The sequence below is a fragment of the Yoonia sp. JB2-21 genome, assembly GCF_055693545.1.
Genome location: NZ_JBVFUC010000001.1, coordinates 1,409,098 through 1,434,007, shown reverse-complemented (window position 1 = coordinate 1,434,007; position 24,910 = coordinate 1,409,098). Strand labels below are relative to the sequence as shown.

The window sequence follows — 24,910 nt, the reverse complement described above, 5'->3', positions numbered from 1 at the left end:
CCTTATGCCGGTCTTGTCTGACAACATCCGAGGCGCACTTTTTATGGTGGGCGCCATGTGCGCCTATACCTTCAACGATGCCTTCATGAAGGCTTTGGCTGATGAATTACCACTGTTTCAGGCGATTTTTCTTCGTGGCGTCGGCGCGGTGGTCTTTCTCGCGATCGCTTGCCGCATGTTGGGCCAGTTACGTTTTCGATTTCCACCGCGCGACTGGGCCCTCTTGCTGCTGCGTACCTTGGGTGAGGTCGGCGGCACATTTTTCTTTCTGACCGCGCTGTTCAACATGCCCATCGCCAACGTGAGCGCGATTTTGCAGGTGCTGCCCCTGAGTGTCAGCCTTGCTGCTGCGCTGATACTGGGCGAAGCGCTGGGCTGGCGACGCCTGACCGCGATCTTTGTGGGGTTCATCGGGGTTCTTTTGATTATCCAGCCCGGCGGCGCAGATTTCAGCAACTACAGCTTTTATGCGCTTGGCGCCGTTGCTTGTGCCACCATGCGCGACATTGCCATGCGGCGGATGTCGCATGCCGTGCCTTCGGTTTTTGTGGCTCTTATCGCGGCAATCGGTGTCATGGGGCTGGGAGCGGTTGGATCCCTCTTCATTGCATGGCAGCCGTTGACCGTCACCTCGGGTTTACAACTCGCCGGTGCGATGAGCTTTATGATTTTTGCCTATATTGCATCCGCGAGTGCGATGCGCTTTGGCGAGATTGGTTTTGTCGCCCCTTTTCGATACACGAGCCTTCTGGTGGCCCTTGTTCTTGGTGTCATCATCTTTGGCGAGTGGCCAAATGCGCTGGCGTTGATCGGTGGAGCGATCGTTGTCGCGACAGGGCTTTTCACCCTGTACCGGGAAACGCAGCTCAAGATCCGACACAGGATTGTGCCGGACCAGAACCGATAACATCAGTCGCGGCTGCCGTAGAACACACCTTCTACGTCAAAGTTCACGTCGCCTTCCGCTTGGCCACTGGCAGCCCCGAAAACCGCATCCCCACGCCCGAAATCATCGCGGACCTGCCCGTCAAGGATTAGCAGCATTTGTGTATCAATCGTTGCGCCGTTGCTGTTCACCGCAGAAAGGTCACCGGACGCAAAGGAGTCAATCTGACCCGCCGTTTCCACACCATCAAGGTTCAGCCGACCGGCAAGGCGCTGGTCTGGAAGTTCTGGTGCATCCAGCAGGTTGATGTTGTTCACCGATCCGCGAACGGTGTTATTTGCAAATCCAACATTCATATTCAAATCGCCTAGAATGCTGCCATTCACATCACCACTGACATCTGCACCCAACTTGCCGGTGTAGTTCACGGTTCCGGTGGGCAGATTGCCAAAACTTGTCTGCGGCGCGGTGCTGATCGCATTTGCCTCTGCGAGTGCGGCGTTCATATCTGTACGATTGACGGTTGCAGGGTTAGGCGTCGCCGTGGAGGTGCCGACGCTGCAGGCGGACAGGGCAACAAGTGTGATCAGGCTGACTGCGGTACGGACCATTGAGGTATCTCCATCATGAGTGCTGGCGGCAAAACTGCGCCTTGAAACCCACGATGGTGGTGACCCCGTCTGCTAAGCAATAAAGTCCGGTTGATATGCGATAGCAGCCTTTGTTATCAGTGTGATCGCGTTTGCAGGTCGTCGCTGGCCGATGTGGGCGGATGGCGCTGTTGACAGGCTAGACGACTCCACCTATACGCCGCTCATCCGGGCCGAAGAGCATCCTTCACAGTCCCGATATCATACCACGTCGTGGCCAAGAACCGAGCGCCTTTAGCTTTGTTCCTCTGGAACGCACCGCACCAAACCTCCGGTAAGGGTTTGACTGCGGAATTTTTGTGCTTTCCGAAGTGAATGCACGTTTTGAAACCAGCGTTTGCCGGACGCATATGTGAATAGATGGGAACATCAAACGATGCCAACGATTCAGCAGCTGATCCGCAAGCCGCGCCAGCCGAAAGTCACCAAGTCAAAGTCGCAGCACATGGAAGGCTGCCCACAAAAACGCGGCGTTTGCACACGCGTTTACACAACCACACCAAAGAAGCCGAACTCGGCTATGCGTAAGGTCGCCAAAGTGCGCCTGACAAACGGTTTTGAGGTCATCTCCTACATCCCCGGTGAAAGCCACAACCTTCAGGAACACTCTGTGGTTCTGATCCGCGGCGGCCGTGTAAAAGACCTTCCAGGTGTGCGTTACCACATCCTGCGCGGTGTGCTTGATACCCAAGGTGTCAAAGACCGTAAGCAGCGTCGTTCCAAGTACGGCGCGAAGCGTCCGAAGTAAGTTCCGGGATGGCGGGGTGAACCCCGCTCTACCCACCATCCGTAGGTCGGGGGCTCCCCCGACACGCCCGAAAACAAAAGAGAGAAGCGCATGTCACGTCGTCACGCCGCTGAAAAACGCGAAGTCCTGCCAGACGCCAAGTTTGGTGATCTGGTTTTGACAAAATTCATGAACAACCTGATGGTTGATGGGAAGAAATCCGTCGCCGAACGTATCGTCTACAACGCCTTTGATCGCGTTGAAGACAAGCTGAAGAAATCCCCGGTAGAGGTCTTTCACGAGAGCCTTGATAACATCAAGCCAGCCGTCGAAGTGCGTTCGCGCCGCGTCGGTGGTGCGACATATCAGGTGCCCGTCGAAGTCCGCCCCGAGCGCCGCGAAGCACTGGCCATCCGCTGGCTGATTGCTGCTGCGAAAAAGCGCAACGAAAACACAATGGAAGAGCGCCTTGCAGGCGAGCTGATGGATGCGGTCAACGGTCGCGGCACAGCCGTCAAAAAGCGTGAAGACACCCACAAAATGGCCGACGCGAACAAAGCGTTCAGCCACTACCGCTGGTAAGAGGAAAGCACCAAAATGGCACGCGACTATCCCCTCGAACTGTATCGCAACTTTGGCATTATCGCGCATATCGACGCCGGTAAGACCACCTGTTCCGAGCGTATCCTGTATTACACAGGCAAATCCCACAACATCGGCGAAGTGCACGATGGTGCGGCCACCATGGATTGGATGGAGCAAGAGCAGGAACGTGGCATCACGATCACCTCTGCTGCGACAACCACATTCTGGGAACGCACTGAAAACGGCACAGAGGCAGACAGCCCCAAGCACCGTATGAACATCATCGACACCCCCGGTCACGTTGACTTCACTATTGAGGTTGAGCGTTCGTTGGCCGTGCTTGACGGTGCCGTTTGTGTTCTTGACGCCAACGCAGGTGTTGAGCCGCAAACAGAAACCGTTTGGCGTCAGGCCGACCGCTATAAAGTGCCGCGTATGGTTTTCGTCAACAAGATGGACAAAATCGGCGCCGACTTTTTCAAGTGCGTCGAAATGATCGAGGACCGCACCGGCGCACGCGCGATCCCGGTTGCTTTCCCAATTGGCGCGGAAGACCAACTCGAAGGTCTGGTTGATCTGGTCACCATGGAAGAGTGGTTGTGGCAAGGCGAAGACCTTGGCGCGTCTTGGGTCAAAGCACCGATCCGTGCGGATCTGGCTGACCAAGCTGCCGAATGGCGCGAAAAGCTTGTTGAAGCTGCTGTTGAGCAAGACGACGACGCAATGGAAGCTTATCTTGAAGGCAACGAACCTGACGTCCCAACGCTGCGTGCGTTGATCCGTAAGGCGTGTCTGTCACTGGCATTCGTGCCTGTGTTGGGTGGCTCTGCATTTAAGAACAAAGGTGTGCAGCCGCTGTTGAATGCTGTTGTGGATTACCTGCCAAGCCCGCTCGACGTTGTTGACTACATGGGCTTTAAGCCCGGCGATGACGACGAAGTCCGTGACATTGCCCGCCGTGCGGATGATGACATGGCGTTCTCTGGTCTTGCGTTCAAAATCATGAACGACCCATTTGTGGGCTCCTTGACGTTTACCCGGATCTACTCCGGTAAGCTGACCAAGGGCGACACGATGCTCAACTCCACCAAGGGGAACAAAGAGCGTGTGGGCCGCATGATGATGATGCACTCCAACGACCGCGAGGAAATCTCTGAGGCGTTCGCTGGTGACATTATCGCACTGGGTGGTCTGAAGAACACGACAACCGGTGATACAATCTGTGATCCGCAAGACCCTGTTGTTTTGGAAACAATGACGTTCCCCGATCCTGTGATCGAGATCGCTGTTGAGCCAAAGACAAAAGGCGACCAAGAAAAGATGGGCATTGCCTTGCAGCGTCTGTCTGCCGAGGATCCATCCTTCCGCGTGGAAACTGATCTGGAATCCGGTCAGACAATCATGAAGGGCATGGGCGAATTGCACCTCGATATCCTGATCGACCGCATGAAGCGCGAGTTCAAGGTTGAGGCAAACATTGGTGCCCCTCAGGTGGCGTACCGCGAGACCATCGGTCACGAGGTCGAGCATACGTATACCCACAAGAAGCAGTCTGGTGGGTCTGGTCAGTTCGGCGAAGTGAAAATGATCATTTCCCCGACAGAGCCGGGCGAAGGCTACTCTTTCGAGAGCCGCATCGTTGGTGGTTCTGTGCCCAAGGAATACATCCCGGGCGTTGAAAAAGGCATCCTGTCTGTCATGGATAACGGCCCATTGGCTGGCTTCCCTGTGATTGACTTCAAGGTGGCTTTGATCGACGGGAAATTCCACGACGTTGACTCGTCCATCATGGCGTTTGAGATCGCAGCCCGTATGTGTATGCGTGAAGGCATGCGCAAAGCTGGCGCGAAACTGCTTGAGCCGATCATGAAGGTCGAGGTGATCACACCTGAAGAATACACCGGTGGTATCATCGGTGACCTGACTTCACGTCGGGGTCAGGTGCAGGGTCAGGACACACGCGGCAACGCCATTGCAATCGACGCAATGGTCCCACTGGCGAATATGTTCGGCTACATCAACACACTGCGCTCCATGTCCTCGGGCCGCGCGCAGTTTACGATGCAGTTTGACCACTACGATCCAGTGCCATCAAATATATCTGAGGAGATCCAAGCAAAATACGCCTAATGGCCGGTTGGGGTCTCCTACAAAGGGAAGCAAACCCCGCAGGTCATTGGCAAAAATGCTTGAGAAAGCTGACGAAGAATCAAAGTTGGCGCCACCCGCAAATATGAATGTGGCGCCAACAGAAAAGACATAGGCGAGATTAATAGACCGCCGGAACTTAATAAGGAGGCCTCTCATGGCTAAGGAAAAGTTTGAACGTAATAAGCCGCACGTGAACATCGGCACGATTGGTCACGTTGACCACGGCAAGACGACACTGACAGCGGCGATCACGAAGTACTTTGGTGACTTCCAGGCCTATGACCAGATTGACGGCGCGCCAGAGGAAAAGGCACGTGGGATCACGATCTCGACCGCGCACGTTGAGTATGAGACAGAAGCACGTCACTACGCCCACGTCGACTGCCCCGGCCACGCCGACTACGTCAAGAACATGATCACCGGTGCGGCGCAAATGGACGGCGCGATCCTGGTTGTGAACGCCGCTGATGGCCCGATGCCACAGACCCGCGAGCACATCCTTTTGGGCCGTCAGGTGGGCATCCCTTACATGGTTGTCTACATGAACAAGGTCGATCAGGTTGACGACGAAGAGCTGCTCGAACTGGTCGAGATGGAAATTCGTGAATTGTTAAGCTCTTACGAATACCCTGGCGACGACATCCCTGTGATCCCTGGTTCGGCCCTGGCCGCGATGGAAGAGCGTGATGACAACATCGGTAAGGAATCCATCGAAAAGCTGATGGCGGCTGTTGATGAATACATCCCAACACCGGCCCGTGCGGTTGACCTGCCGTTCCTGATGCCGATCGAGGACGTCTTCTCGATCTCTGGCCGTGGTACTGTTGTGACCGGCCGTGTTGAGCGTGGCGTGATCAACGTGGGCGACGAGATCGAAATCGTTGGTATCCGCGACACATCCAAGACGACCTGCACAGGCGTCGAGATGTTCCGCAAGCTGCTGGACAGCGGTGAAGCTGGCGACAACATCGGTGCGCTCTTGCGCGGTGTTGACCGTGAAGGCGTTGAGCGTGGCCAGATCCTGTGTAAGCCAGGTTCCGTGAAGCCACACACCAAGTTCGAAGCCGAAGCCTATATCCTGACCAAGGAAGAGGGTGGCCGTCACACGCCGTTCTTCGCCAACTACCGTCCACAGTTCTACTTCCGTACGACTGACGTGACAGGCACAGTTGAGCTGCCCGCGGGCACCGAGATGGTGATGCCGGGCGACAACCTGAAGTTCAACGTCGAGCTGATCGCACCCATCGCGATGGAAGACGGCCTGCGCTTCGCCATCCGCGAAGGCGGCCGCACCGTGGGTGCCGGCGTTGTGTCGAAGATCGTCGAGTAATCGGCACATACGCGTGGGTTGCACCCACCCTACGTAGGGTGGGTAAAACCCACCGCATGACCAAACAAAAAAAGGCCGCTCCAGAAATAGGGCGGCCTTTTGATTTGAATCAATGGTCCAAACGAGACAGTAAACCGTAGGTCGGGGCCTGCCCCGACACATGGAAAGACAAACGAAATGCTGTTTGCCGAAGGAGGCGGCCTTTTATTGATTATACTGAGAATTAGCTGGTGATTGCTGGTTTTGCGCTTAAGTGATTGTAAGAGCGAGGAGTATTCATTGCAGGAGTGTACCTATGACCGATGAAATCAATGCCGTAGAAAAGCCGCCGATTTGGGAGTCTTTTTGTACTGCGCTTGGGTCAGAGTACCGAGAGGCAACAGAAATTGTTGGTGCGAGTGGTTTAGTGCATCCTATCCAAGCGCTTGGTGTCGATGAGACCAAAAATCGTCTTATTGTTGTCTCCGGCGACTACAATCCTCGCATTGCTGCAATGCTGCGTGTCGACATACAGCAGACTCTTCCAGACATGCGAGTTCTAGTTGCACGCCCCACGGCGCTTGATTTGGCGCACACTGCAAGAAAAGCTTTTTTCTTGCCAAATGGAAGTCTCGACTTTTCTAAGTTGGCCGCGGTTGCATCGCTTAAGGGTGCTGCCGACAACGAGGAGGCGATGAAGAACCAACTGAGTGCGACTTTTGGTGAACCAGCTTCGAAGATGTGGCAAGACGCGCAGCGAAGCACGCTGCCGACAAGCAACCATATCTTCAACCTGATTGAGCAATTTCAGGCTCTCGATTGGGAAAACATATTCGGCGGAGGTGAAGCGGATGATCTTAGCCAGCTATTTGTAAATGTGTTAACTCAGTTCTCATTGACTGACTCGCTAGCCGCCGATCGCGAACATGGTATTTGCCCTGTTCCTACTTATGAATTGTCGGAGGATGATTGGGATTTATTTGGCTCAACAAAAAATATCGACGAAGTGCAAAACCGATTAAAAGAGCTTCAAATATATCAGTATTTTTTCCCACCGGCAGATAGCCTTGCCTTAGGGCTGATTGATCGGGGTACTACCAGTAAGAGCGCGATCGGCTCTGGTTTTGATTTGACAGCCAAACAGGGGCACGAAGTATCCGAAAACTCTATTTTGGAAGAGACTGTCGGCCTAAGCGAAATGATGGAAGCATTCAAATCAAACGGGTACATCATGGAGGGTGAATTCTCGATGGAATTGACCGAAGATGGCAAAACTATCCGAAGAAGTGTCAATGTACGCCCAAGCGAAGGGCTGATCGCACGAATAGCGAAAATCATTTCAGTGAAGGTAGACCTTAACGCTAAAGATCTACTCTGAAGTATGAAAATAGAGGTTGCCACATCCCCCGACTCCCCTATAGCACCCAAATCCAACAGGGGTACGCCGTGCGTGCCCTTTATACGTTGGACCAAAGACGCGACGAGGGTAGGGGATGAGCCTCTATCGTCCAATCCGTTAAGACCCGCCCGCATATCGACCAGATATGTATCACAATTCGCTGCCTCTCGCCTTCGGCTCGAACGCGATTTGCGATGGATGATATTTTCTGAAGGTCGAAACGCGGTTATTTAAGGGTGATGACATGGCAGCGAGCCAAAACATCCGTATTCGCCTTAAGGCGTTTGATTTCCGGGTGCTTGATGCAAGCACACAGGAAATCGTCAGCACAGCAAAGCGCACAGGCGCTTCAGTGCGTGGACCGATCCCACTTCCAAACAAGATCGAAAAGTTCACCGTTCTGCGTGGCCCCCACGTTGACAAGAAATCCCGCGATCAGTTCGAGATCCGCACACACAAGCGCCTTCTCGACATCATCGACCCAACACCACAAACAGTAGACGCGCTGATGAAGCTCGACCTGGCTGCCGGTGTTGACGTTCAGATTTCTGTATAAGGGGTAGATCATATGCTCCGTACAGGACTTATCGCAAAGAAGGTCGGCATGACCCGGCTGTTCATGGAAGACGGCAAGCAGATCCCTGTCACCGTTCTTTCCCTCGAAAACCTGCAGGTTGTTGCACAGCGCACGCCCGAGACGAACGGCTACACAGCTGTTCAGCTGGGTGCAGGCAATGCCAAAGCAAAGCGCACATCCAAAGCGATGCGCGGTCACTTTGCTGCTGCCAAGGTTGAGCCCAAGCGCAAGGTCGCTGAGTTCCGCGTTGCCCCAGAGAACATGATCAATGTAGGTGAGACGCTGACAGCGAACCACTATTTTGAGGGTCAGTATGTTGACGTCTGTGGTACATCCATCGGTAAAGGTTTTGCCGGTGCGATGAAGCGCCACAACTTTGGTGGTCTGCGCGCGACACACGGTGTTTCGATCTCACACCGTTCGCACGGTTCCACTGGTCAGTGTCAGGATCCGGGCAAAGTCTTCAAAGGTAAGAAGATGGCCGGTCACATGGGTGCGGCGAAAGTCACAACCCAGAACCTGCAAGTCGTCAAGACAGATGCTGACCGTGGTGTCATCATGGTCAAAGGCGCTGTTCCAGGCTCCAAGGGTGGCTGGGTCACAATCAAGGATGCGGTGAAAAAGCCGACACCTGAGAACGTGATCTACCCTGCTGGTCTGAAATCCATGGCGGAAGAAGCAGAGCGTCTTGCTGAAGAAGCTGCCGCCGCTGCCGCCGCTGAAGAGGAAGCCGCCGCAAAGGCCGCAGCCGAAGCAGAACAGGCCGCACTGGAAGCTGCTGAAGCAGACGCCACAACTGAAGCCTCGGCAGATGATGCCGCGCCAGAAGAAGGTGATAAATAATGAAGGCTGATGCAATCAAACTGGACGGCAAGAAAGCTGGTTCCGTCGAACTGAACGACGAAATCTTCGGTCTTGAGCCGCGCAAGGACATCTTGCACCGCGTCGTCCGCTGGCAGCGTAACAAGGCAATGGCAGGTACACACGATGTGCTGGGTCGTTCCGAAGTGAGCTATTCCACCAAGAAGATCTATCGCCAAAAGGGCACAGGTGGCGCACGTCACGGCTCGCGCGGTGCACCGATCTTCCGTTCCGGTGGTATCTACAAGGGTCCAACACCCCGTAGCCACGCGCACGATCTGCCCAAGAAGTTCCGCAAGCTTGGTCTCAAGCACGCTTTGTCTGCAAAAGTTGCGGCAGGTGAGCTGGTGATTGTCGATGACATCAATGTCAAAGACGCCAAGACCTCTGCCTTGGCCAAACAGGTCGGCGCATTGGGCTGGAAGCGCGCGCTGATCATCGACGGTTCCGAAGTCAACGCTGACTTCAAAAAGGCCGCCGCCAACATCACAACCATTAACGTTCTCCCATCTCAGGGTGCCAACGTTTACGACATCCTGCGCAGCGACACACTTGTGTTGACCAAAGCAGGTGTCGAAGCTCTGGAGGCTCGTTTGTCATGAACGCCAAAGCAGAACATTACGATGTGATCCGCAAGCCGATCATCACCGAGAAAGCAACCATGGCGTCTGAAGCCAATGCCGTTGTTTTCGAAGTGGCAATCGACGCCAATAAGCCGATGATCAAGGAAGCTGTTGAAAGCCTCTTTGGTGTGAAGGTCAAAGCGGTCAACACATCCATCACCAAAGGTAAAGTGAAGCGCTTCCGCGGGCAGCTGGGTACACGCAAAGACGTGAAGAAAGCCTATGTGACGCTGGAAGAAGGCAACACAATTGACGTATCCACTGGTCTCTGATCAGACGTCGCATCAACTTAAGAAAGCCCTCGGTGCAAACCGGGGGCTTTTTTGTTGCGCGCTGTTTGAGCAAGCTGGCATTGACACTCGTCGGTGCGGCATCCGCAACAGCAATGTATTTTGCGCGCCGGGGCAATCAGTATAAGCAGGTCACAGGCAACATAGATGAGGGCAATGATGCGTTTGATGACAGGTACTGTGGCAGCGATCATTATGCTCGTGTTCGCAACCATCGCACATGCGGATGAGGGTCTGGCCCGTTGCGATGATCCGGCCTCTTCCGGTCAGTTTGACAGGCCTTGCAGCTTGAACTGGATCACCCACCAGACGCTGCATCGGCTCATATGGGCACCGTCAGCCGATGACTATGTCGTCGATATCGGGCGTGACGCGGATGGAAGCTTTCAGGCCCGCAGTCAAAGACGCCCCTATTTGATGGATGTCGATCAAGATGGCTGGGCTGATCTTGTTTTCTTTACGCCGATTGGCATGGTCAACGGCAACTACGATATCTATCGCTTTGATCCGGAGCAGGACACCTTTGTCACGATGGGGCAGGTGAATGGCTCTGGCTTCTACTTGGACAAGAGCGGATTTGTCGTGGCCGACAGCCGGTCAAGCTGTTGCGAACGTGGCTTGGGGTTTTACCGGATCAACGACGAACAGCTTAGTTTGCGTTTCTATATGCAGGTCAGACCGCCGGAACTGAGTGACACAATCCCACAATGCCAAATAGACCAAAGCCATGATGGGGCGGACCTTGCCACCTTTCGCGCGCGCTATCCCGATATGATTGCGACCTACTGTAACTATTATCAGGATGATGGCTGGCAGGCCATTCAGGCGCGGTCCTTTGATCACGATACCTTATCCCAAACCGTGCCAAGGGCACCCGCGCACACGGTTTTCTATTGCCAGCTTGAAGGTGGCACCCATGACGTCACGGTCACCCATCAGAACGGCATCTATACCTATCGGTACGCACGCATCGGGCAGGAGGCCGAACTGGAAATGCAGCGGGATGCCAGCGACGTAACCGTGCTGGCCGACAATGGGGCAGGGACGTCCCGCTTCGGGTATATTGATTTTCAGAACGGCGATTTCACCTATCAGGTGTATTATGCTTATGAGATCATTTTGGGTGCAGATTCTGCGGATGTCTCGGACACCACGCGCGGACTTGTGGTGTGGCGCGGTGATGAGACAGACACTGTCTTCGACAAAAAATGCCTGCCCAAGACGTCATTTGATCGCATATGGGGCCTGTAAAAGAGGGGGCGACAACATGAGCACGCCATTGGAAGTGGCCATCATCGGTTTGGGGTCAATGGGATACGGCATGGCCAAATCCCTTCTTGCCGCCGGTCACCAGACCCACGGTTTTGATGTGAACCCCACCCAGATGGCGCGGTTTTTGGCAGAGGGTGGCGCGCCGGGTGCCCTGACAGCGGCCGCACGCCACGTTGATGCCGTCATCGTGGTGGTCCTGAATGCAGCGCAGACCGAAGCCGTCCTGTTCGGGGAAGAGGGCGTTGTCCCAAACATGAAAGCGGGCAGCGTTGTGCTGGCCTGTGCGACCGTGCCGCCCGCCTTTGCGCGGGATATGGCCGCGCGGTGTGAGGCGCATGGCGTGCACTATCTGGATGCGCCGATTTCGGGTGGTGCGGCGAAGGCGGCACAGGGGCGTTTGTCGATCATGGCCTCTGGCACGCCTGCGGCGTTTGCTGCCGCGGGGCCTGTGCTGGATGCGATGTCTGAAAAGGTCTTTACCCTGGGCGATGCGGCGGGGGCGGGCTCGGCCATGAAAGCGGTCAATCAGTTGCTGGCCGGCGTGCATATCGCGGCAATGGCCGAGGCTGTGACCTTTGGCATGACCCAAGGCGTCAGCCCTGAAAAATTTGTCGAAGTCATCCCCGAATGCGCTGGCACCAGCTGGATGCTGGAAAACCGCGCACCGCATATCGTGGCGGGGGATTACACGCCGCATAGTGCGGTCAACATCTGGCCCAAAGACCTTGGGATCGTGCTGGAGATCGCGAGTGAGGCGGGGTTCGACGCCCCGGTGACGCAAGCGGCCTTGGGGCAGTTCATGGAGGCGGCAGCGCAAGGGCTGGGCGGCGAGGATGATGCAGCGGTGGCGAAGGTCTATGCGGGGCAGGTAGGGGTGAGGTTGCCGGGGGAGGGGTAGGTCGGGGAGAACCCCGACCTACGTAGGCCGGGGTTCTCCCCGGCGATGCAAAGGTTGCCGCACGCGGAAGGGCTTTTGCTCAAGTATCTGCCTTTGTTGTTGTTCAGCGATACAATTTAAGCGAGTGTGACAAGAGACGGCATCGCCGCCTACCGATGCTCGCTCATTGGCGCAACAAAGGACAAAGATATGGCTGCACTCGAACAGGATGATTTAGTCACTGATGATGCGATAGAACTCAGTCACAGAGACCTCAACCGTCGAATTCAATATAGTTGTTACAGCGACCGATTGGAGCCTCGACCAGTTAGCGTCAATGTTCTGGAGTGACGATATTGTAGTGCCTGATTACCAACGGAAGTATGTTTGGGATGTAAAGCGGGCCTCGAAGTTAATCGAATCTTTTGCGATTGGTCTGCCGGTCCCGCAAGTGTTCTTTTATGAGAATACTGACGGACAACTGGAAGTCATCGATGGGCAGCAACGAATAACTTCAATAGCTTATTTCTTTGAAGGTTATTTTGGTCCTGCCAACGCATCGGGAAATCGAAAAGTCTTCAGGCTTTCCGGTTTGGAGCAACGTAAGGACCTTGAGGGTTTAGCATTTGAAAATCTAGATGACCGTACCAGGCGAAAACTGAAAAACACGAGCCTCCGTGGCGTAACGGTCAAGCAATTAACTCCCAAAGAAGAACAGCCAGAGAGCGTTTACCACATTTTTGAGCGCCTGAATACTGGTGGACAGCCTTTGAATGCTCAGGAAATTCGAAATGCAGTCTACCGTGGTCCCATCTTGCAGAACTTGGAAGAGCTCAATACGGACGAGAATTGGCGGGCAATTTATGGAAAGCCTGACCCTGATCCAAAGCAACGCGACATTGAGTTGGTTCTGAGGCTCTTTGCGTTGTTTGAGAACATTCAGAACTACTCACCACCAATGAAGGACTTTTTATCGCGCGAGATGGCGGAGAACAGGTCGTTTGATAGTGCCCGAGCAAAGAAATTTGGTCCTGCGTTTAAGAAGGCTGCGGCCTTAGCGAATAGTGCGTTGGAGCGACCGTTCCGTCCCCGAGGACTGTTGAACGCTGCGACCTTAGAGGCTGTCATGGGGGTCCTGTTGGAGCTGACGGCAGAGGGAGCGTTTTCTCCTGCCACCTATAATCAATTGGTAACAGACGACAGGTTTGTAGACGCGTTTACGTCAAACACTACTAGTCTGGAACAAGTCACTACGCGTAGAGAAATCGCAGAAGAGCTTTTGACGACCAATGCTTGATCTTGTTGAAGCGAATTTTAAACATATCAGAGATTTGGCGAGAAGCATCGACCATAGACTAGATCAGGATACTGCAACAGACCGTCAGATAAGGAGCGAACTTGCAGGAATGTTTTCAGTCACCATTGTCGCTACCTACGAAGGTATTATTCGAGAAACATTGATCGACTACGCTGGTAGATTTCACCCGAAGTATCAGTTTCATGTCGAAGGAGACTTTGCGAAAATGAACGCAAGGATTTCCTTGGATAACCTAAAAGCATATTCATTGAAGTTTGGTTTGGAAGGCTGGCGTGATCCACGAGCGCCTGACAAAGATCGAACGGTGTTTCATAAGCTATATCAAGAACGAAGAGATTTGGTTGAGAGACGCTTTCGAAAAGACCTTACCAGAAGTTACGGTAATCTTTTCAAGTGGCGCAATGACTACGCGCACGAACGATCTACAAGCGCCACTTTCCAAGATGTTTACGAGTCGCACCGGGTCGCGCAGTACGTTGTTCGAACTTTTGTTTTGGCCTTCGAACAAGGGTAGACACCCTCACCCCTCCCTGCTACATCCCCGCAATCGCTTGGCCTCGGATTCGTTCCGGGGTCTTTGTGGTATTGCGGAATGCCGGGGAAAACCCCGGCCTACGTAGGTCGGGGTTCTCCCCGACACATCCAACCGGGCACCTACGGGGGCCTATAACATCAGGGTTCGCACTGCGGGCCCGCCAAGCAAACGGAAGAAGCTAACATGGCACTCAAGTCGTACAAACCGACGACGCCGGGCCAGCGTGGGCTGGTGCTGATCGACCGTTCGGAGCTTTGGAAAGGACGTCCTGTCAAATCCCTTACTCAGGGTTTGACCAAATCGGGCGGCCGGAACAACACCGGACGGATCACTATGCGTCGTATTGGTGGGGGCGCAAAGCGTCTTTACCGCATCGTCGATTTCAAGCGTAACAAGCTGGACATGTCCGCTGTTGTCGCACGGATCGAATATGACCCGAACCGCACCGCATTTATCGCGCTGATCCAGTACGAAGACGGTACACAGAATTACATCCTTGCCCCCCAGCGTCTTGCTGTTGGTGACAAGGTGATCGCATCGGCCAAGGCTGACATTAAGCCCGGCAACGCCATGCCCTTCAGCGGCATGCCAATCGGTACGATTGTTCACAACATCGAAATGAAGCCAGGCAAAGGCGGCCAGATCGCCCGTGCAGCCGGTACCTACGCCCAGTTTGTGGGTCGTGATGGTGGCTATGCGCAGGTCCGTCTGTCTTCTGGCGAATTGCGCCTGATCCGTCAGGAATGCATGGCCACTGTTGGTGCTGTGTCCAACCCTGACAACTCAAACCAGAACTTTGGTAAAGCGGGCCGGACCCGTCACAAGGGCATCCGCCCAAGTGTCCGAGGTGTTGCCATGAACCCGATCGACCACCCGCACGGTGGTGGTGAAGGTCGCACATCTGGTGGTCGGACGCCTGTCACACCCTGGGGTAAAGACACCAAGGGCAAGCGCACCCGTAACAAAAACAAAGCATCGCAGCGCCTTATCGTGCGTTCGCGTCATGCCAAGAAGAAGGGTCGTTAATTATGGCTCGTTCCGTCTGGAAAGGCCCCTTTGTGGACGCCTATGTTTTGAAAAAAGCAGAAGCATCCCGCGAAAGCGGCCGCAACGAAGTGATCAAGATCTGGTCGCGTCGTTCTACTATCCTGCCTCAGTTCGTTGGTCTCACCTTTGGTGTCTACAACGGCAAGAAGCATATCCCTGTTAACGTCAGCGAAGACATGATCGGTCAGAAGTTTGGTGAATATTCGCCAACACGGACCTACTACGGTCACGCCGCTGACAAAAAAGCGAAACGGAAATAAGCCATGAGCAAGGATAAAAATCCCCGCCGCGTGGCCGATAACGAAGCAATGGCAAAACTGCGCATGCTTCGCACGTCTCCGCAGAAGCTGAACCTCGTTGCTGGCCTGATCCGCGGCAAGAAAGTTGAGCAGGCTCTGACTGACCTGACTTTCTCGAAGAAGCGGATTTCGGACGACGTGAAGAAATGTCTTCAGTCGGCCATCGCCAACGCCGAAAACAACCACAACCTTGACGTCGATGAACTGGTCGTCGCAGAGGCTTATGTCGGTAAGAACCTGACCATGAAGCGCGGACGCCCTCGGGCCCGTGGCCGTTTTGGTAAGATCATCAAGCCGTTTGCAGAGATCACCATCAAGGTGCGTCAAGTTGAGGAGCAATCATAATGGGTAACAAAGTAAACCCGATCGGTATGCGTCTTCAGGTCAACCGCACCTGGGATAGCCGCTGGTACGCTGACACCAAAGACTATGGCGACCTTTTGTTGGAAGACCTAAAGATCAAGGCTTTCATCAAGAAAGAATGCGCACAGTCCGGCATCAGCCGCGTGATCATCGAACGTCCGCACAAAAAGTGCCGCGTGACGATCCACGCAGCACGTCCTGGTGTGATCATCGGCAAGAAAGGTGCAGACATCGAAGGTCTGCGTCAGAAGCTTGCTGCACTGACCGCATCTGAACTGCACCTGAACATCGTTGAAGTCCGCAAGCCAGAACTCGACGCAGCCTTGGTTGCCGAAAGCATTGGTCAGCAGCTTGAGCGTCGTGTGTCGTTCCGCCGTGCGATGAAGCGTTCGGTTCAGAACGCGATGCGCATGGGTGCCCTTGGTATCCGTGTGAACCTTGCCGGCCGTCTGGGTGGTGCAGAAATTGCCCGCACAGAATGGTACCGTGAAGGTCGCGTGCCGCTGCACACATTGCGCGCTGACATCGACTATGCACTGTATGAGGCGATGACGCCTTATGGGATCATCGGCATCAAGGTCTTCATCTACAAAGGTGAGATCATGGAGCACGATCCATCAGCGCACGACCGCAAACATGCTGAGCTGCAAGAGGGCGCTGTCCCTCGCGGCCCACGTCGCTAAGGGGAGCTGATTTAAATGCTACAGCCAAAGCGTACAAAGCACCGGAAACTGCACAAAGGCCGTATCCGGGGTGAAGCCAAAGGCGGTTCTGACCTGAACTTTGGGACATATGGCCTCAAAGCCATTGAGCCCGAGCGGATCACAGCCCGTCAAATCGAAGCTGCACGTCGTGCCATGACGCGTCACATGAAGCGTCAGGGCCGTGTCTGGATCCGGATTTTCCCGGACACTCCAGTGACGTCCAAACCCGTCGAAGTTCGTATGGGTAAGGGTAAAGGTTCCATCGATTTTTGGGCATGCAAGGTCAAACCTGGCCGCGTCATGTTTGAAATCGACGGCGTGAACGAGACAATCGCACGCGAGGCCCTGCGCCTTGCTGCGATGAAGCTGCCAATCAAGACACGGACGATTGTTCGCGAAGATTGGTAAACCGTCAAATCCGCAGGATTTGACGGGGTGCGGTGTAGCGAATTTGCGCAGCAAACTCGCGGGCCGCACACGCGAGAGATAAAAAGCCCCTGCCGAGAGATCGGTGGGGGCTTTTCGTTTTGAGGGTTGGTGCTATAGAACCGTATGACCGATAATTCTGCCACATATCATTTCTATTGGAACGGCCCCTTTAGTCAGTGGCAACACGCTGAATTCGAGCTGGATGGAGTGCGCTTTTCGACTGCGGAGCAGGCGATGATGTATAAGAAGGCGTTGCTTTTTGATGATGCAGAGATTGCGGATGCGATACTGACTGCTACGGATCCGGGGAAGCAAAAAGCGCTCGGTCGGCAGGTGCGCGGTTTCAATGAGCGGGTGTGGTGCGAGAATAGGGAAAGCATCGTTAGGTCTATCAATTACGCCAAATTTGCGCAGAACAAGGGGTTGCGCCGTAAGCTCTTCCAGACTGGAGACAAGGTGCTTGTTGAGGCCAGTCCGCTTGATGTGATTTGGGGCATTGGATTAGATGAAACAACGGCCATTGAAACGCCGTCTGATCGGTGGCCGGGAAAGAACCTTTTGGGGCAAATTGTAACGCAGGTCAGAGTACAGTTGGCCCAAGAGTTCCCAGATGAGGTTGCGTCAATCGCGCCAGAAAAGAAATGATAGCGTTCGTCACCGCGTTTTCTCTTTTCATGCCAATTTGATGCTCAGTTAATATTAGTCCCGCCCGGCCTCACCGGGCACCGCCCGGTATCGTGTGTATCAGTCACCACCGTCGATAGCGCTGCCGCCTACCGACCCGCACCGGTATGATCTCGGGAAACCCAAAGAACATCAACACACCTTGCCCCAATAGCAAAAGCCCGAAGGCTTGCACGATCCGCCCGATCCAGAATGTGCGCTTGGTCATTTTGGTGCTGCGCATTTCGCCCGTCTCGGCGATATAGCCGCCGTCGACAATATCACCGGGTTGGTGCGGCTTTGGTGATACCCAGATCGAGCCTGAATATTCTGGTCTCGGGCGCGCATCTGTCACAAGTCCGAACACGGGCCGGTACATGCGGTCGCCGTCGCTGTCGCGTTTTTCGTCAACTTGCAGGACGATCAATGAGACGGGTTCGGATTTGGTTAAAAAGTGTTTCGCAGGTACGGCAAAAATGGCGCCGATGATGAAAATAAACGTTCCGACAAATAGATTTAACAGGGCTTTGCGCCACATAGCATCTCCTTTTTTCTGGGGAGAAACGACATTAGCGGACCTAAGGTTGGTACGCCAAGGTGACGTCATGCCGGTTTTTCCCCCTAGACAGGGCAAACCGGCGGCCGCGCTTTAGCGATCCCATGTTTCCCCCTCGCACCAAGGCCCAAGAAGGATTAACCTTTGCGCCAAGGACGAAAGAAACGAAAGGGAACCTGATTATGTCTATCCTCAAACGCGGCCTTAAGGGCGCGCCGGTCAAGCGGTTGCAAAAGAAACTGGGCATCACCGATGACGGCGATTTTGGCCCCGGCACCGAGCGGGCGCTTAAGGAATGGCAGGCCGCAAATGGGTTGGCTGCTGACGGCATCGCCGGGCCCGACACCTTTGCTGCCATCGGCCTGCCAGAACTGATTTTACTGCGCAAAGGGTCACGCGGGGCGCAGGTGAAGAAAATGCAAGAAGGCCTCGGTATTGATGCCGACGGCATCTTTGGTAGCGGCACAGAGGCGAAAGTGAAGCAGTTTCAGGCCTCTTTCGGGCTGGTTGAGGATGGCATGGCCGGCCCTGCGACTTTGGCCAAGCTAAACACCTTTGCCGCAATCATCACGGATACGGTCGTTCAGCAGGCCGCTGTCCAACCGGACGAAGAACATTTTGAGGCCGAGCCACTGCCAGACATCAAAGGTGTTGAGGTGGTTCAGACGGCCCAAGCGGCCGAGGCGGAGCCACCTAAATCTGCCTGGGGTCGTGTCAAAGGCTGGTTTAGCTAGGCCCGCCACGACCAGTGCACCTGTGTCAGCTGCGCCTCTGATGCGTCAGCTGGCGCGGGGCCCTACCTCTTGCAGATGGTTTTCGATGTGCAACAGGTGTGCTTTGCCGAACTGTTCTTTGTTCAGTCCGCCATAGGCAAAATGCGGCTGCAATACCCCGTCAAAGTCCCGGAATGTTTCGAGCGATGTCCATAAAAGCCCCAACCCGTCTGCAGCGCTGATCTCGCTGACGACTTCGCCGGGGATCGGTTCGTTGAGCCCGTGAGACATCTTTCCCTTCGCCGCAAAAACTTTGAACGCCAGGGTGCCGACTGTGGCTTGGAACAGCTTGGGCTTTTGCACCGGATAGCCATGCATCGAAAATTCAACGCCTTGCGCAAGGTGGCTGAACATGCGCCCGAGCCCCCAGTCGCCCGTGCTTCCGATGGCGGACAGATCCAGCCCTTCCAGTCGCGCAAAGGCGCGGTCGATGTCAGTCATGCTCTACCCCCAACTGTAATTGAAACTCACTGAAATCCGGTCATCCTCGGCCATATTCATCGGCACCTCGTGCCGCAGCCAGCTTTCCCACAGCAGCACGTCACCGACCTGCGGTTTGGCGTAGAAGAACGTGCGCAACTCGTCCCGTGCGTCGCGCGTCCGTGTGGGCGCGGCCATCATCATCGCCAGCCGCGGGTCTTCGAATTTGATCGCACTCGCCCCGTCGGGCATGGCCACATAGGTCGTGCCGCTGATTACGGAATGTGGGTGGATGTGGCCGGTGTGGATACCGCCTTCGGGCAGGATGTTGATCCAGATATCTTCGAGTTGCAGTGTCTTGTCGCCAAGGTCGAATTGGAGGTCCTCGGCGAAAGCCGCAACATGGGCGTCGAGGACCTTGACCAGATCGGCGAAGATCGGGAAGCGCCAGGGCAGGTCGCTGAGTGATGCATAAGAGGTGTAGCCCGGAAAGCCGTTCTCCTCGCACCAGTCTTGGCCCGCTTCATCGTCGTCGGCGATAACAAGGCAGGAGTTCTCAAGCTCGGACGGGTCGATGAGGGTGCCATGGGCCGAGAGCTTGGCGTGATAGAGGCGGGTCGCGAAGAGCGATTTGATTTGGGTCATGGCGTGGTTTTAACGGATGCTGATGGGCGGGGCGAGTGTAAGTTGTGACGTGGCTCAGGTCGCGGTGTTGGATGTGCTAATCCGTGCTTTGAACCATGCGCAAAGTTCTTCAAATGTCATTTGATTGTCTGCGACGGAGACAACGAGATCATCAATAGGTGCGTCATCGGCGATAGAGAGGTGAAACCCACTACGCTCAATCAGAATTTCCACCAGAAGCCATGCTGTGCGCTTGTTTCCATCCGTAAAGCCGTGATTGCCCACTACACTATGCAAAATTGCTGCCGCTTTGCGATGGATCGGACGATGGTATCCTGAGTATGCACGTGCCAAAGCAGACTCAATTAGATGCAAACTCGTCACACCTTCTCGACCACCGTACGTCAAAGCTTCATCATGCGCGGTGAAGGCGTCTGCCAGCGTAATTCGGTAGTGCCGCCGCCTACCTATCCGCCAAACGCTTCAGCGCAGCACTGCGCTTTGAGGAAGCCTCCTTCACGGTCGTAACCGTGGTCCTACGAGCAACATGTTTACCCGTATTGGTATGTACCTCTACGAAACGCCCTGTTTTGGCGTCACGTGTGATTTTTCCACCCTTCACAGAAGTTGTTTTGACTGCGGTTGACATTGTATTTCCTGAAATCTTTGTCCCGTGACTTGTAGTATATATGGTGGACTGTGCACAGTGTTAAAGGAGTGTACGCGTTTAGGTCGTGAAAACACGAAGTGCGCTGGATTAACCCCCTTGCCACACAGCCCCAACCCCCCTATACGGCCCCCTTCTACCCCCACTCCACCGGGAATCGGGTCACGCTGCGTGCGGCCTGCCGGTGATGTTGACAAAGGAATATGGCATGAACGCCAATGAACTGCGGGATAAAACGCCCGATCAGCTCCGTGATGAGCTGGTGAACCTGAAAAAAGAATCCTTCAATCTGCGCTTTCAGCAGGCCACTGGTCAGCTTGAAAACACAGCAGGCATCCGTGCGGCCCGCCGCAACGCTGCCAAGGTCAAAACTATTCTGAACGAAAAAGCAGCAGCTGCTGCCAAGGAGGCTTAATCTATGCCTAAGCGTATCCTAGCCGGGGTTGTCACAAGCAACCAAAATGCTCAGACCGTCACTGTATCGGTTGAGCGTCGCTACAAGCACCCGCTGCTTCAGAAAACCATTCGTAAGTCGAAGAAATATCGTGCTCACGACGAGAACAACGCTTTCAACGTAGGCGACCAAGTCCGCATTCAGGAATGTGCGCCGAAATCGAAAACCAAACGCTGGGAGGTTATTGCCTCTTAAGGCAGTAACACCCGGTTCAATCGAAACCCTGGGCCCCCGGACAGAAATCGGGATTTGCTCATAGGTCGGAAAAGGAAACCAAATGATCCAGATGCAGACTAATCTGGATGTTGCTGACAACAGCGGCGCGCGCCGTGTTCAGTGCATCAAGGTTCTGGGTGGTTCTCACCGTCGTTACGCCAGTGTTGGAGACATCATTGTTGTTTCGGTGAAGGAAGCCATTCCACGTGGTCGCGTAAAGAAAGGTGACGTCCGCAAGGCCGTCGTCGTACGCACCGCCAAAGAAGTTCGCCGCGAAGATGGCACCGCCATCCGCTTTGACAGCAACGCTGCTGTCATCCTCAATAACAACAACGAACCAATGGGTACACGTATCTTTGGCCCAGTTGTTCGCGAGTTGCGCGCAAAGAACTTTATGAAAATTATCTCACTTGCTCCGGAGGTGCTGTAATGGCTGCGAAACTCCGCAAGGGTGACAATGTCGTCGTTCTGACTGGCAAGGATAAAGGCAAGACTGGTGCGATTTCCAGCATTGACCCGAAATCCGGCAAGGCGATCGTGGACGGTCTGAACATTGCGATCCGTCACACAAAGCAATCTCAGGCAACACAGGGTGGCCGCACGCCAAAGGCGATGCCGATCCAACTGTCCAACCTGGCAATCGTTGACAAGAATGGCAAAGCAACCCGCGTTGGCTTCCGTATGGATGGCGACAACAAGGTGCGTTTCGCCAAGACAACAGGGGATGTGATCTGATGCTTGATGCTGCAAACTATAGCCCCCGTCTCAAGGACCTTTATGCATCCACCATCCGTGGTGCGATGAAAGAAGAGTTCGGTTACAAAAACGAGATGCAGATCCCGAAGCTGGACAAAATCGTCCTGAACATCGGCTGCGGTGCAGAAGCTGTCCGTGACAGCAAGAAAGCAAAAACCGCGCAGGAAGATCTGACAACGATCGCTGGTCAAAAGGCCATGACGACACGCGCCAAGAAATCCATCGCTGGTTTCCGTGTTCGTGAAGACATGCCGCTTGGTGCAAAGGTGACTTTGCGCGGCGACCGTATGTTTGAATTCCTTGATCGCCTGATCACTGTTGCTATGCCACGTATCCGCGACTTCCGCGGCGTATCCGGCAAATCCTTCGACGGCCGCGGCAACTATGCCACCGGCATCAAAGAGCACCTGATCTTCCCAGAAATCAACTTCGACAAGATAGATGAGAACTGGGGCATGGACATCGTGATCTGCACAACAGCGAACACTGACGCTGAAGCAAAGGCACTGTTGAAAGCTTTCAACATGCCGTTCAACAGCTGAGGGGAAATTAGATATGGCTAAGAAATCCATGATCGCACGCGAAGTGAAGCGTGAAAAGCTGGTCAAGCAGTATGCCGAAAAGCGTGCGGCCTTGAAGGCGATTATCAACAACAAAGAGATCGCGGTAGAAGAGCGGTTCAAGGCAACACTTGAACTGGCTAAACTGCCACGCAACTCCTCTGCGACCCGTTTGCATAACCGTTGCCAGCTCACCGGGCGTCCACACGCCTATTACCGCAAACTCAAGATCAGCCGGATCGCGCTGCGGGACCTTGGTTCCAATGGCGAAATCCCCGGTATGGTCAAGTCAAGCTGGTAAGGAGCACATATTATGAACGATCCTATCGGTGATATGCTCACACGTATCCGCAACGGCCAGATGCGCGGCAAGGCAGCGGTGGAAACACCTGCGTCCAAACTGCGTGGTTGGGTGCTGGATGTGCTTTCCGACGAAGGCTACATCCGCGGTTATGAAAAGAAGGACGGCAAAGATGGCCATCCTGCTTTCAACATCGAGCTGAAGTATTACGAGGGTGACCCAGTCATTCGCGAAGTGAAGCGGGTTTCCAAGCCTGGCCGTCGCGTTTACCTGAGCGCCAATGACCTCCCATCTGTCCGTCAGGGCTTGGGTGTGTCGATTGTCTCCACCTCGCAGGGTGTGATGTCGGATGCAAAAGCACGCAGCGCCAATATTGGCGGCGAAGTGCTCTGCACTGTATTCTAAGGGGATATCATGTCTCGTATTGGTAAAAAACCGGTTGAGCTGCCCTCTGGCGTTACTGCCTCTGTGTCAGGTCAAACCGTTGAAGTGAAAGGCCCTAAGGGGACCCGGAGCTTCAAAGCGACTGACGATGTGACCATCAGCGTTGATGGCAATGTTGTCACCGTTGAACCACGCGGCAAATCCAAGCGCGCACGCCAGCAGTGGGGCATGAGCCGCACAATGGTCGCAAACTTGGCCACCGGCGTTTCCGAGGGTTTCAAGAAAGAACTTGAACTGTCGGGCGTTGGTTACCGTGCACAGATGCAGGGCAACACATTGAAGCTGTCGCTGGGCTATTCCCATGACGTCAACTTTGAAGTGCCTGAAGGTGTGACAGTCACAGCGCCGAAGCCAACTGATGTCATCGTCGAAGGTATCGACGAGCAGCAGGTTGGTCAGGTTGCGGCGAATATTCGTGCTTGGCGTAAGCCCGAGCCCTACAAGGGCAAAGGGATCAAGTACAAAGGCGAATATATCTTCCGCAAAGAAGGCAAGAAGAAGTAAGGAACGCAAAAATGGCAAACAGCAAGAGACAACTGTTTCTGAAGCGCCGCATGCGCGTTCGGAACAAGCTTCGTGGCGTCACAGCCAACCAAGGCCGTGCCCGTCTGTCGGTGCACCGCTCAAACAAGAACATCAGCGCCCAGCTGATCGACGACGTGAACGGCGTGACAATCGCCTCTGCGTCTTCGCTCGAAAAAGATCTGGGCGTGGTCGGCAAGAACAACATCGAAGCCGCTTCGAAAGTGGGTTCTGCAATTGCAGAGCGCGCCAAGAAAGCCGGTGTCGAGGTTGCTTACTTCGACCGTGGTGGTTTCCTGTTTCACGGCAAGATCAAAGCTTTGGCCGATGCGGCCCGTGAAGGTGGTTTGAAGATCTAAGACAAGCGTAGGCCGGGGCGTAAGCTCCGGCTTCGATGATCCGGGGCCTGTGCCACCGTGATTGGACAATCGGGCAGATGCCCAATGATATAAAGGACGCCATCAATGGCAGAACGTGAAAACCGCGGCCGCGGCCGTAACCGTGAAGAGCAAGCACCGGAGTTTGCCGACCGTCTGGTCGCAATCAACCGTGTTTCCAAGACAGTCAAAGGCGGTAAGCGCTTTGGCTTCGCCGCACTTGTTGTTGTTGGCGACCAAAAAGGCCGTGTCGGCTTTGGTAAGGGTAAGGCCAAGGAAGTTCCTGAAGCGATCCGCAAAGCCACTGAGCAAGCCAAGCGCCAGATGATCCGCGTTGCACTGCGCGATGGTCGCACATTGCACCACGATATCGAGGGCCGTCACGGCGCCGGTAAAGTGGTCATGCGCACAGCCCCCGTTGGTACCGGTATCATCGCCGGTGGTCCAATGCGTGCCGTGTTTGAAATGCTGGGTGTGCAGGACGTTGTGTCCAAGTCCATCGGTTCGCAGAACCCTTACAACATGATCCGCGCCACCATGAACGGTCTTGGCAAAGAGCAATCACCCCGCAACGTCGCCCAGCGTCGTGGCAAGAAGGTTGCCGATATTCTGCCCAAGCGTGACGAGGCCCCTGCGGCCGAAGCACCTGCTGAAGCTGACGCGTAAGGAGATTTG

At 54.6% G+C, this 24,910-nt stretch carries 36 protein-coding genes; 31 read left to right on the top strand and 5 right to left on the bottom strand.

Annotated features, from left to right (window positions below):
• The first annotated feature begins 4 nt into the window (after positions 1-4).
• Complete coding sequence (locus ACZ1G5_RS07150; protein ID WP_472732185.1) at positions 5-907, top strand: DMT family transporter; 903 nt, start codon at positions 5-7, stop codon at positions 905-907.
• A gap of 2 nt (positions 908-909) precedes the next feature.
• Here the strand turns inward: ACZ1G5_RS07150 and ACZ1G5_RS07145 are convergent, their stop codons facing one another.
• Positions 910-1,497: a hypothetical protein gene (locus ACZ1G5_RS07145; RefSeq protein WP_472732184.1), complete on the bottom strand. Its 588-nt coding sequence runs from the start codon at positions 1,495-1,497 to the stop codon at positions 910-912.
• A gap of 415 nt (positions 1,498-1,912) precedes the next feature.
• Between ACZ1G5_RS07145 and rpsL the strand changes: the two genes are divergently transcribed.
• From rpsL to ACZ1G5_RS07050, 19 genes are all read left to right on the top strand, one after another.
• Complete coding sequence (gene rpsL / locus ACZ1G5_RS07140; RefSeq protein WP_008232574.1) at positions 1,913-2,284, top strand: 30S ribosomal protein S12; 372 nt, start codon at positions 1,913-1,915, stop codon at positions 2,282-2,284.
• A 90-nt stretch (positions 2,285-2,374) separates the two neighbouring features.
• Positions 2,375-2,845, top strand: a complete 471-nt coding sequence (gene rpsG, locus ACZ1G5_RS07135; protein WP_100369680.1) for a 30S ribosomal protein S7 — start codon at positions 2,375-2,377, stop codon at positions 2,843-2,845.
• Positions 2,846-2,860: 15 nt separating this feature from the next.
• On the top strand, positions 2,861-4,978 hold the full coding sequence (fusA, locus tag ACZ1G5_RS07130) for an elongation factor G (protein WP_472732183.1): 2,118 nt from the start codon (positions 2,861-2,863) through the stop codon (positions 4,976-4,978).
• A 175-nt stretch (positions 4,979-5,153) separates the two neighbouring features.
• Positions 5,154-6,329: an elongation factor Tu gene (gene tuf, locus ACZ1G5_RS07125; RefSeq protein WP_472732182.1), complete on the top strand. Its 1,176-nt coding sequence runs from the start codon at positions 5,154-5,156 to the stop codon at positions 6,327-6,329.
• Positions 6,330-6,624: 295 nt separating this feature from the next.
• Positions 6,625-7,686 carry a hypothetical protein gene (locus tag ACZ1G5_RS07120; protein ID WP_472732181.1) on the top strand — a complete coding sequence of 354 codons (1,062 nt, stop codon included), beginning with the start codon at positions 6,625-6,627 and terminating at the stop codon, positions 7,684-7,686.
• Between the two features lie 265 nt (positions 7,687-7,951).
• Positions 7,952-8,263 (top strand): 30S ribosomal protein S10, encoded by a 312-nt coding sequence (gene rpsJ / locus ACZ1G5_RS07115; RefSeq protein ID WP_008236563.1) that lies wholly within the window; start codon positions 7,952-7,954, stop codon positions 8,261-8,263.
• Positions 8,264-8,275: 12 nt separating this feature from the next.
• A complete protein-coding gene (gene rplC / locus ACZ1G5_RS07110; protein WP_472732180.1) occupies positions 8,276-9,127 on the top strand; it encodes a 50S ribosomal protein L3 in 852 nt (283 codons plus the stop codon).
• Positions 9,127-9,747 (top strand): 50S ribosomal protein L4, encoded by a 621-nt coding sequence (gene rplD / locus ACZ1G5_RS07105; RefSeq protein WP_472732179.1) that lies wholly within the window; start codon positions 9,127-9,129, stop codon positions 9,745-9,747. The genes rplC and rplD overlap by 1 nt, the downstream gene beginning before the upstream one ends.
• Positions 9,744-10,040, top strand: a complete 297-nt coding sequence (locus ACZ1G5_RS07100) for a 50S ribosomal protein L23 (RefSeq protein WP_472732178.1) — start codon at positions 9,744-9,746, stop codon at positions 10,038-10,040. Before rplD ends, ACZ1G5_RS07100 begins: the two co-directional genes overlap by 4 nt.
• Positions 10,041-10,217: 177 nt before the next feature.
• Positions 10,218-11,309, top strand: coding sequence for a hypothetical protein (locus tag ACZ1G5_RS07095; protein ID WP_472732177.1), 1,092 nt, complete (start codon positions 10,218-10,220; stop codon positions 11,307-11,309).
• Between the two features lie 16 nt (positions 11,310-11,325).
• Positions 11,326-12,228, top strand: coding sequence for an L-threonate dehydrogenase (gene ltnD, locus ACZ1G5_RS07090; protein WP_472732176.1), 903 nt, complete (start codon positions 11,326-11,328; stop codon positions 12,226-12,228).
• Between the two features lie 316 nt (positions 12,229-12,544).
• On the top strand, positions 12,545-13,504 hold the full coding sequence (locus ACZ1G5_RS07085; protein WP_472732175.1) for a DUF262 domain-containing protein: 960 nt from the start codon (positions 12,545-12,547) through the stop codon (positions 13,502-13,504).
• Positions 13,497-14,039, top strand: a complete 543-nt coding sequence (locus ACZ1G5_RS07080) for a HEPN domain-containing protein (RefSeq protein ID WP_472732174.1) — start codon at positions 13,497-13,499, stop codon at positions 14,037-14,039. The genes ACZ1G5_RS07085 and ACZ1G5_RS07080 overlap by 8 nt, the downstream gene beginning before the upstream one ends.
• A 204-nt stretch (positions 14,040-14,243) precedes the next feature.
• Entirely contained in the window at positions 14,244-15,086 is an 843-nt protein-coding gene (gene rplB / locus ACZ1G5_RS07075) for a 50S ribosomal protein L2 (protein ID WP_100367926.1), read from the top strand.
• A 2-nt stretch (positions 15,087-15,088) separates the two neighbouring features.
• Complete coding sequence (rpsS, locus tag ACZ1G5_RS07070; protein ID WP_008236480.1) at positions 15,089-15,367, top strand: 30S ribosomal protein S19; 279 nt, start codon at positions 15,089-15,091, stop codon at positions 15,365-15,367.
• 3 nt (positions 15,368-15,370) lie between these two features.
• Positions 15,371-15,751 (top strand): 50S ribosomal protein L22, encoded by a 381-nt coding sequence (gene rplV, locus ACZ1G5_RS07065; protein WP_008236481.1) that lies wholly within the window; start codon positions 15,371-15,373, stop codon positions 15,749-15,751.
• On the top strand, positions 15,751-16,452 hold the full coding sequence (gene rpsC / locus ACZ1G5_RS07060; RefSeq protein ID WP_472732173.1) for a 30S ribosomal protein S3: 702 nt from the start codon (positions 15,751-15,753) through the stop codon (positions 16,450-16,452). Before rplV ends, rpsC begins: the two co-directional genes overlap by 1 nt.
• 15 nt (positions 16,453-16,467) lie before the next feature.
• Positions 16,468-16,881 (top strand): 50S ribosomal protein L16, encoded by a 414-nt coding sequence (gene rplP / locus ACZ1G5_RS07055; protein ID WP_108813543.1) that lies wholly within the window; start codon positions 16,468-16,470, stop codon positions 16,879-16,881.
• 144 nt (positions 16,882-17,025) lie between these two features.
• Positions 17,026-17,547 carry an NADAR family protein gene (locus ACZ1G5_RS07050; protein ID WP_472732172.1) on the top strand — a complete coding sequence of 174 codons (522 nt, stop codon included), beginning with the start codon at positions 17,026-17,028 and terminating at the stop codon, positions 17,545-17,547.
• A 103-nt stretch (positions 17,548-17,650) separates the two neighbouring features.
• Here ACZ1G5_RS07050 and ACZ1G5_RS07045 read toward each other — a convergent pair whose 3' ends face one another.
• Positions 17,651-18,103, bottom strand: a complete 453-nt coding sequence (locus tag ACZ1G5_RS07045; RefSeq protein WP_472732171.1) for a hypothetical protein — start codon at positions 18,101-18,103, stop codon at positions 17,651-17,653.
• 200 nt (positions 18,104-18,303) lie between these two features.
• Between ACZ1G5_RS07045 and ACZ1G5_RS07040 the strand changes: the two genes are divergently transcribed.
• Positions 18,304-18,855: a peptidoglycan-binding domain-containing protein gene (locus ACZ1G5_RS07040; RefSeq protein WP_472732170.1), complete on the top strand. Its 552-nt coding sequence runs from the start codon at positions 18,304-18,306 to the stop codon at positions 18,853-18,855.
• A gap of 45 nt (positions 18,856-18,900) precedes the next feature.
• Here ACZ1G5_RS07040 and ACZ1G5_RS07035 read toward each other — a convergent pair whose 3' ends face one another.
• The 3 genes from ACZ1G5_RS07035 to ACZ1G5_RS07025 are packed head-to-tail and all read right to left on the bottom strand — an operon-like array spanning position 18,901 to position 20,313.
• Positions 18,901-19,335, bottom strand: a complete 435-nt coding sequence (locus ACZ1G5_RS07035; protein ID WP_472732169.1) for a DUF1569 domain-containing protein — start codon at positions 19,333-19,335, stop codon at positions 18,901-18,903.
• Between the two features lie 3 nt (positions 19,336-19,338).
• Positions 19,339-19,959: a TIGR02466 family protein gene (locus ACZ1G5_RS07030; protein WP_472732168.1), complete on the bottom strand. Its 621-nt coding sequence runs from the start codon at positions 19,957-19,959 to the stop codon at positions 19,339-19,341.
• A gap of 54 nt (positions 19,960-20,013) precedes the next feature.
• Positions 20,014-20,313 carry a type II toxin-antitoxin system death-on-curing family toxin gene (locus ACZ1G5_RS07025; protein WP_472732167.1) on the bottom strand — a complete coding sequence of 100 codons (300 nt, stop codon included), beginning with the start codon at positions 20,311-20,313 and terminating at the stop codon, positions 20,014-20,016.
• 500 nt (positions 20,314-20,813) lie between these two features.
• Between ACZ1G5_RS07025 and rpmC the strand changes: the two genes are divergently transcribed.
• The 10 genes from rpmC to rpsE all read left to right on the top strand — a co-directional run bounded on the left by rpmC (position 20,814) and on the right by rpsE (position 24,901).
• A complete protein-coding gene (rpmC, locus tag ACZ1G5_RS07020) occupies positions 20,814-21,020 on the top strand; it encodes a 50S ribosomal protein L29 (protein WP_472732166.1) in 207 nt (68 codons plus the stop codon).
• A gap of 3 nt (positions 21,021-21,023) precedes the next feature.
• Positions 21,024-21,254, top strand: coding sequence for a 30S ribosomal protein S17 (gene rpsQ / locus ACZ1G5_RS07015; RefSeq protein WP_472732165.1), 231 nt, complete (start codon positions 21,024-21,026; stop codon positions 21,252-21,254).
• A gap of 82 nt (positions 21,255-21,336) precedes the next feature.
• The gene (gene rplN, locus ACZ1G5_RS07010; RefSeq protein ID WP_113775287.1) at positions 21,337-21,705 is read left to right on the top strand and encodes a 50S ribosomal protein L14; all 369 of its coding nucleotides are present in this window, start codon (positions 21,337-21,339) and stop codon (positions 21,703-21,705) included.
• Positions 21,705-22,010 (top strand): 50S ribosomal protein L24, encoded by a 306-nt coding sequence (rplX, locus tag ACZ1G5_RS07005; RefSeq protein ID WP_472732164.1) that lies wholly within the window; start codon positions 21,705-21,707, stop codon positions 22,008-22,010. The genes rplN and rplX overlap by 1 nt, the downstream gene beginning before the upstream one ends.
• A complete protein-coding gene (gene rplE / locus ACZ1G5_RS07000; protein WP_472732163.1) occupies positions 22,010-22,573 on the top strand; it encodes a 50S ribosomal protein L5 in 564 nt (187 codons plus the stop codon). Before rplX ends, rplE begins: the two co-directional genes overlap by 1 nt.
• A gap of 13 nt (positions 22,574-22,586) precedes the next feature.
• Positions 22,587-22,892: a 30S ribosomal protein S14 gene (gene rpsN / locus ACZ1G5_RS06995; RefSeq protein WP_055295584.1), complete on the top strand. Its 306-nt coding sequence runs from the start codon at positions 22,587-22,589 to the stop codon at positions 22,890-22,892.
• Positions 22,893-22,904: 12 nt separating this feature from the next.
• Positions 22,905-23,297: a 30S ribosomal protein S8 gene (gene rpsH / locus ACZ1G5_RS06990; RefSeq protein WP_472732162.1), complete on the top strand. Its 393-nt coding sequence runs from the start codon at positions 22,905-22,907 to the stop codon at positions 23,295-23,297.
• A 9-nt stretch (positions 23,298-23,306) separates the two neighbouring features.
• Positions 23,307-23,840, top strand: a complete 534-nt coding sequence (rplF, locus tag ACZ1G5_RS06985; protein ID WP_472732161.1) for a 50S ribosomal protein L6 — start codon at positions 23,307-23,309, stop codon at positions 23,838-23,840.
• 11 nt (positions 23,841-23,851) lie between these two features.
• On the top strand, positions 23,852-24,217 hold the full coding sequence (gene rplR / locus ACZ1G5_RS06980; protein ID WP_472732160.1) for a 50S ribosomal protein L18: 366 nt from the start codon (positions 23,852-23,854) through the stop codon (positions 24,215-24,217).
• A gap of 105 nt (positions 24,218-24,322) precedes the next feature.
• Positions 24,323-24,901 carry a 30S ribosomal protein S5 gene (rpsE, locus tag ACZ1G5_RS06975; protein WP_472732159.1) on the top strand — a complete coding sequence of 193 codons (579 nt, stop codon included), beginning with the start codon at positions 24,323-24,325 and terminating at the stop codon, positions 24,899-24,901.
• Positions 24,902-24,910: the final 9 nt, after the last annotated feature.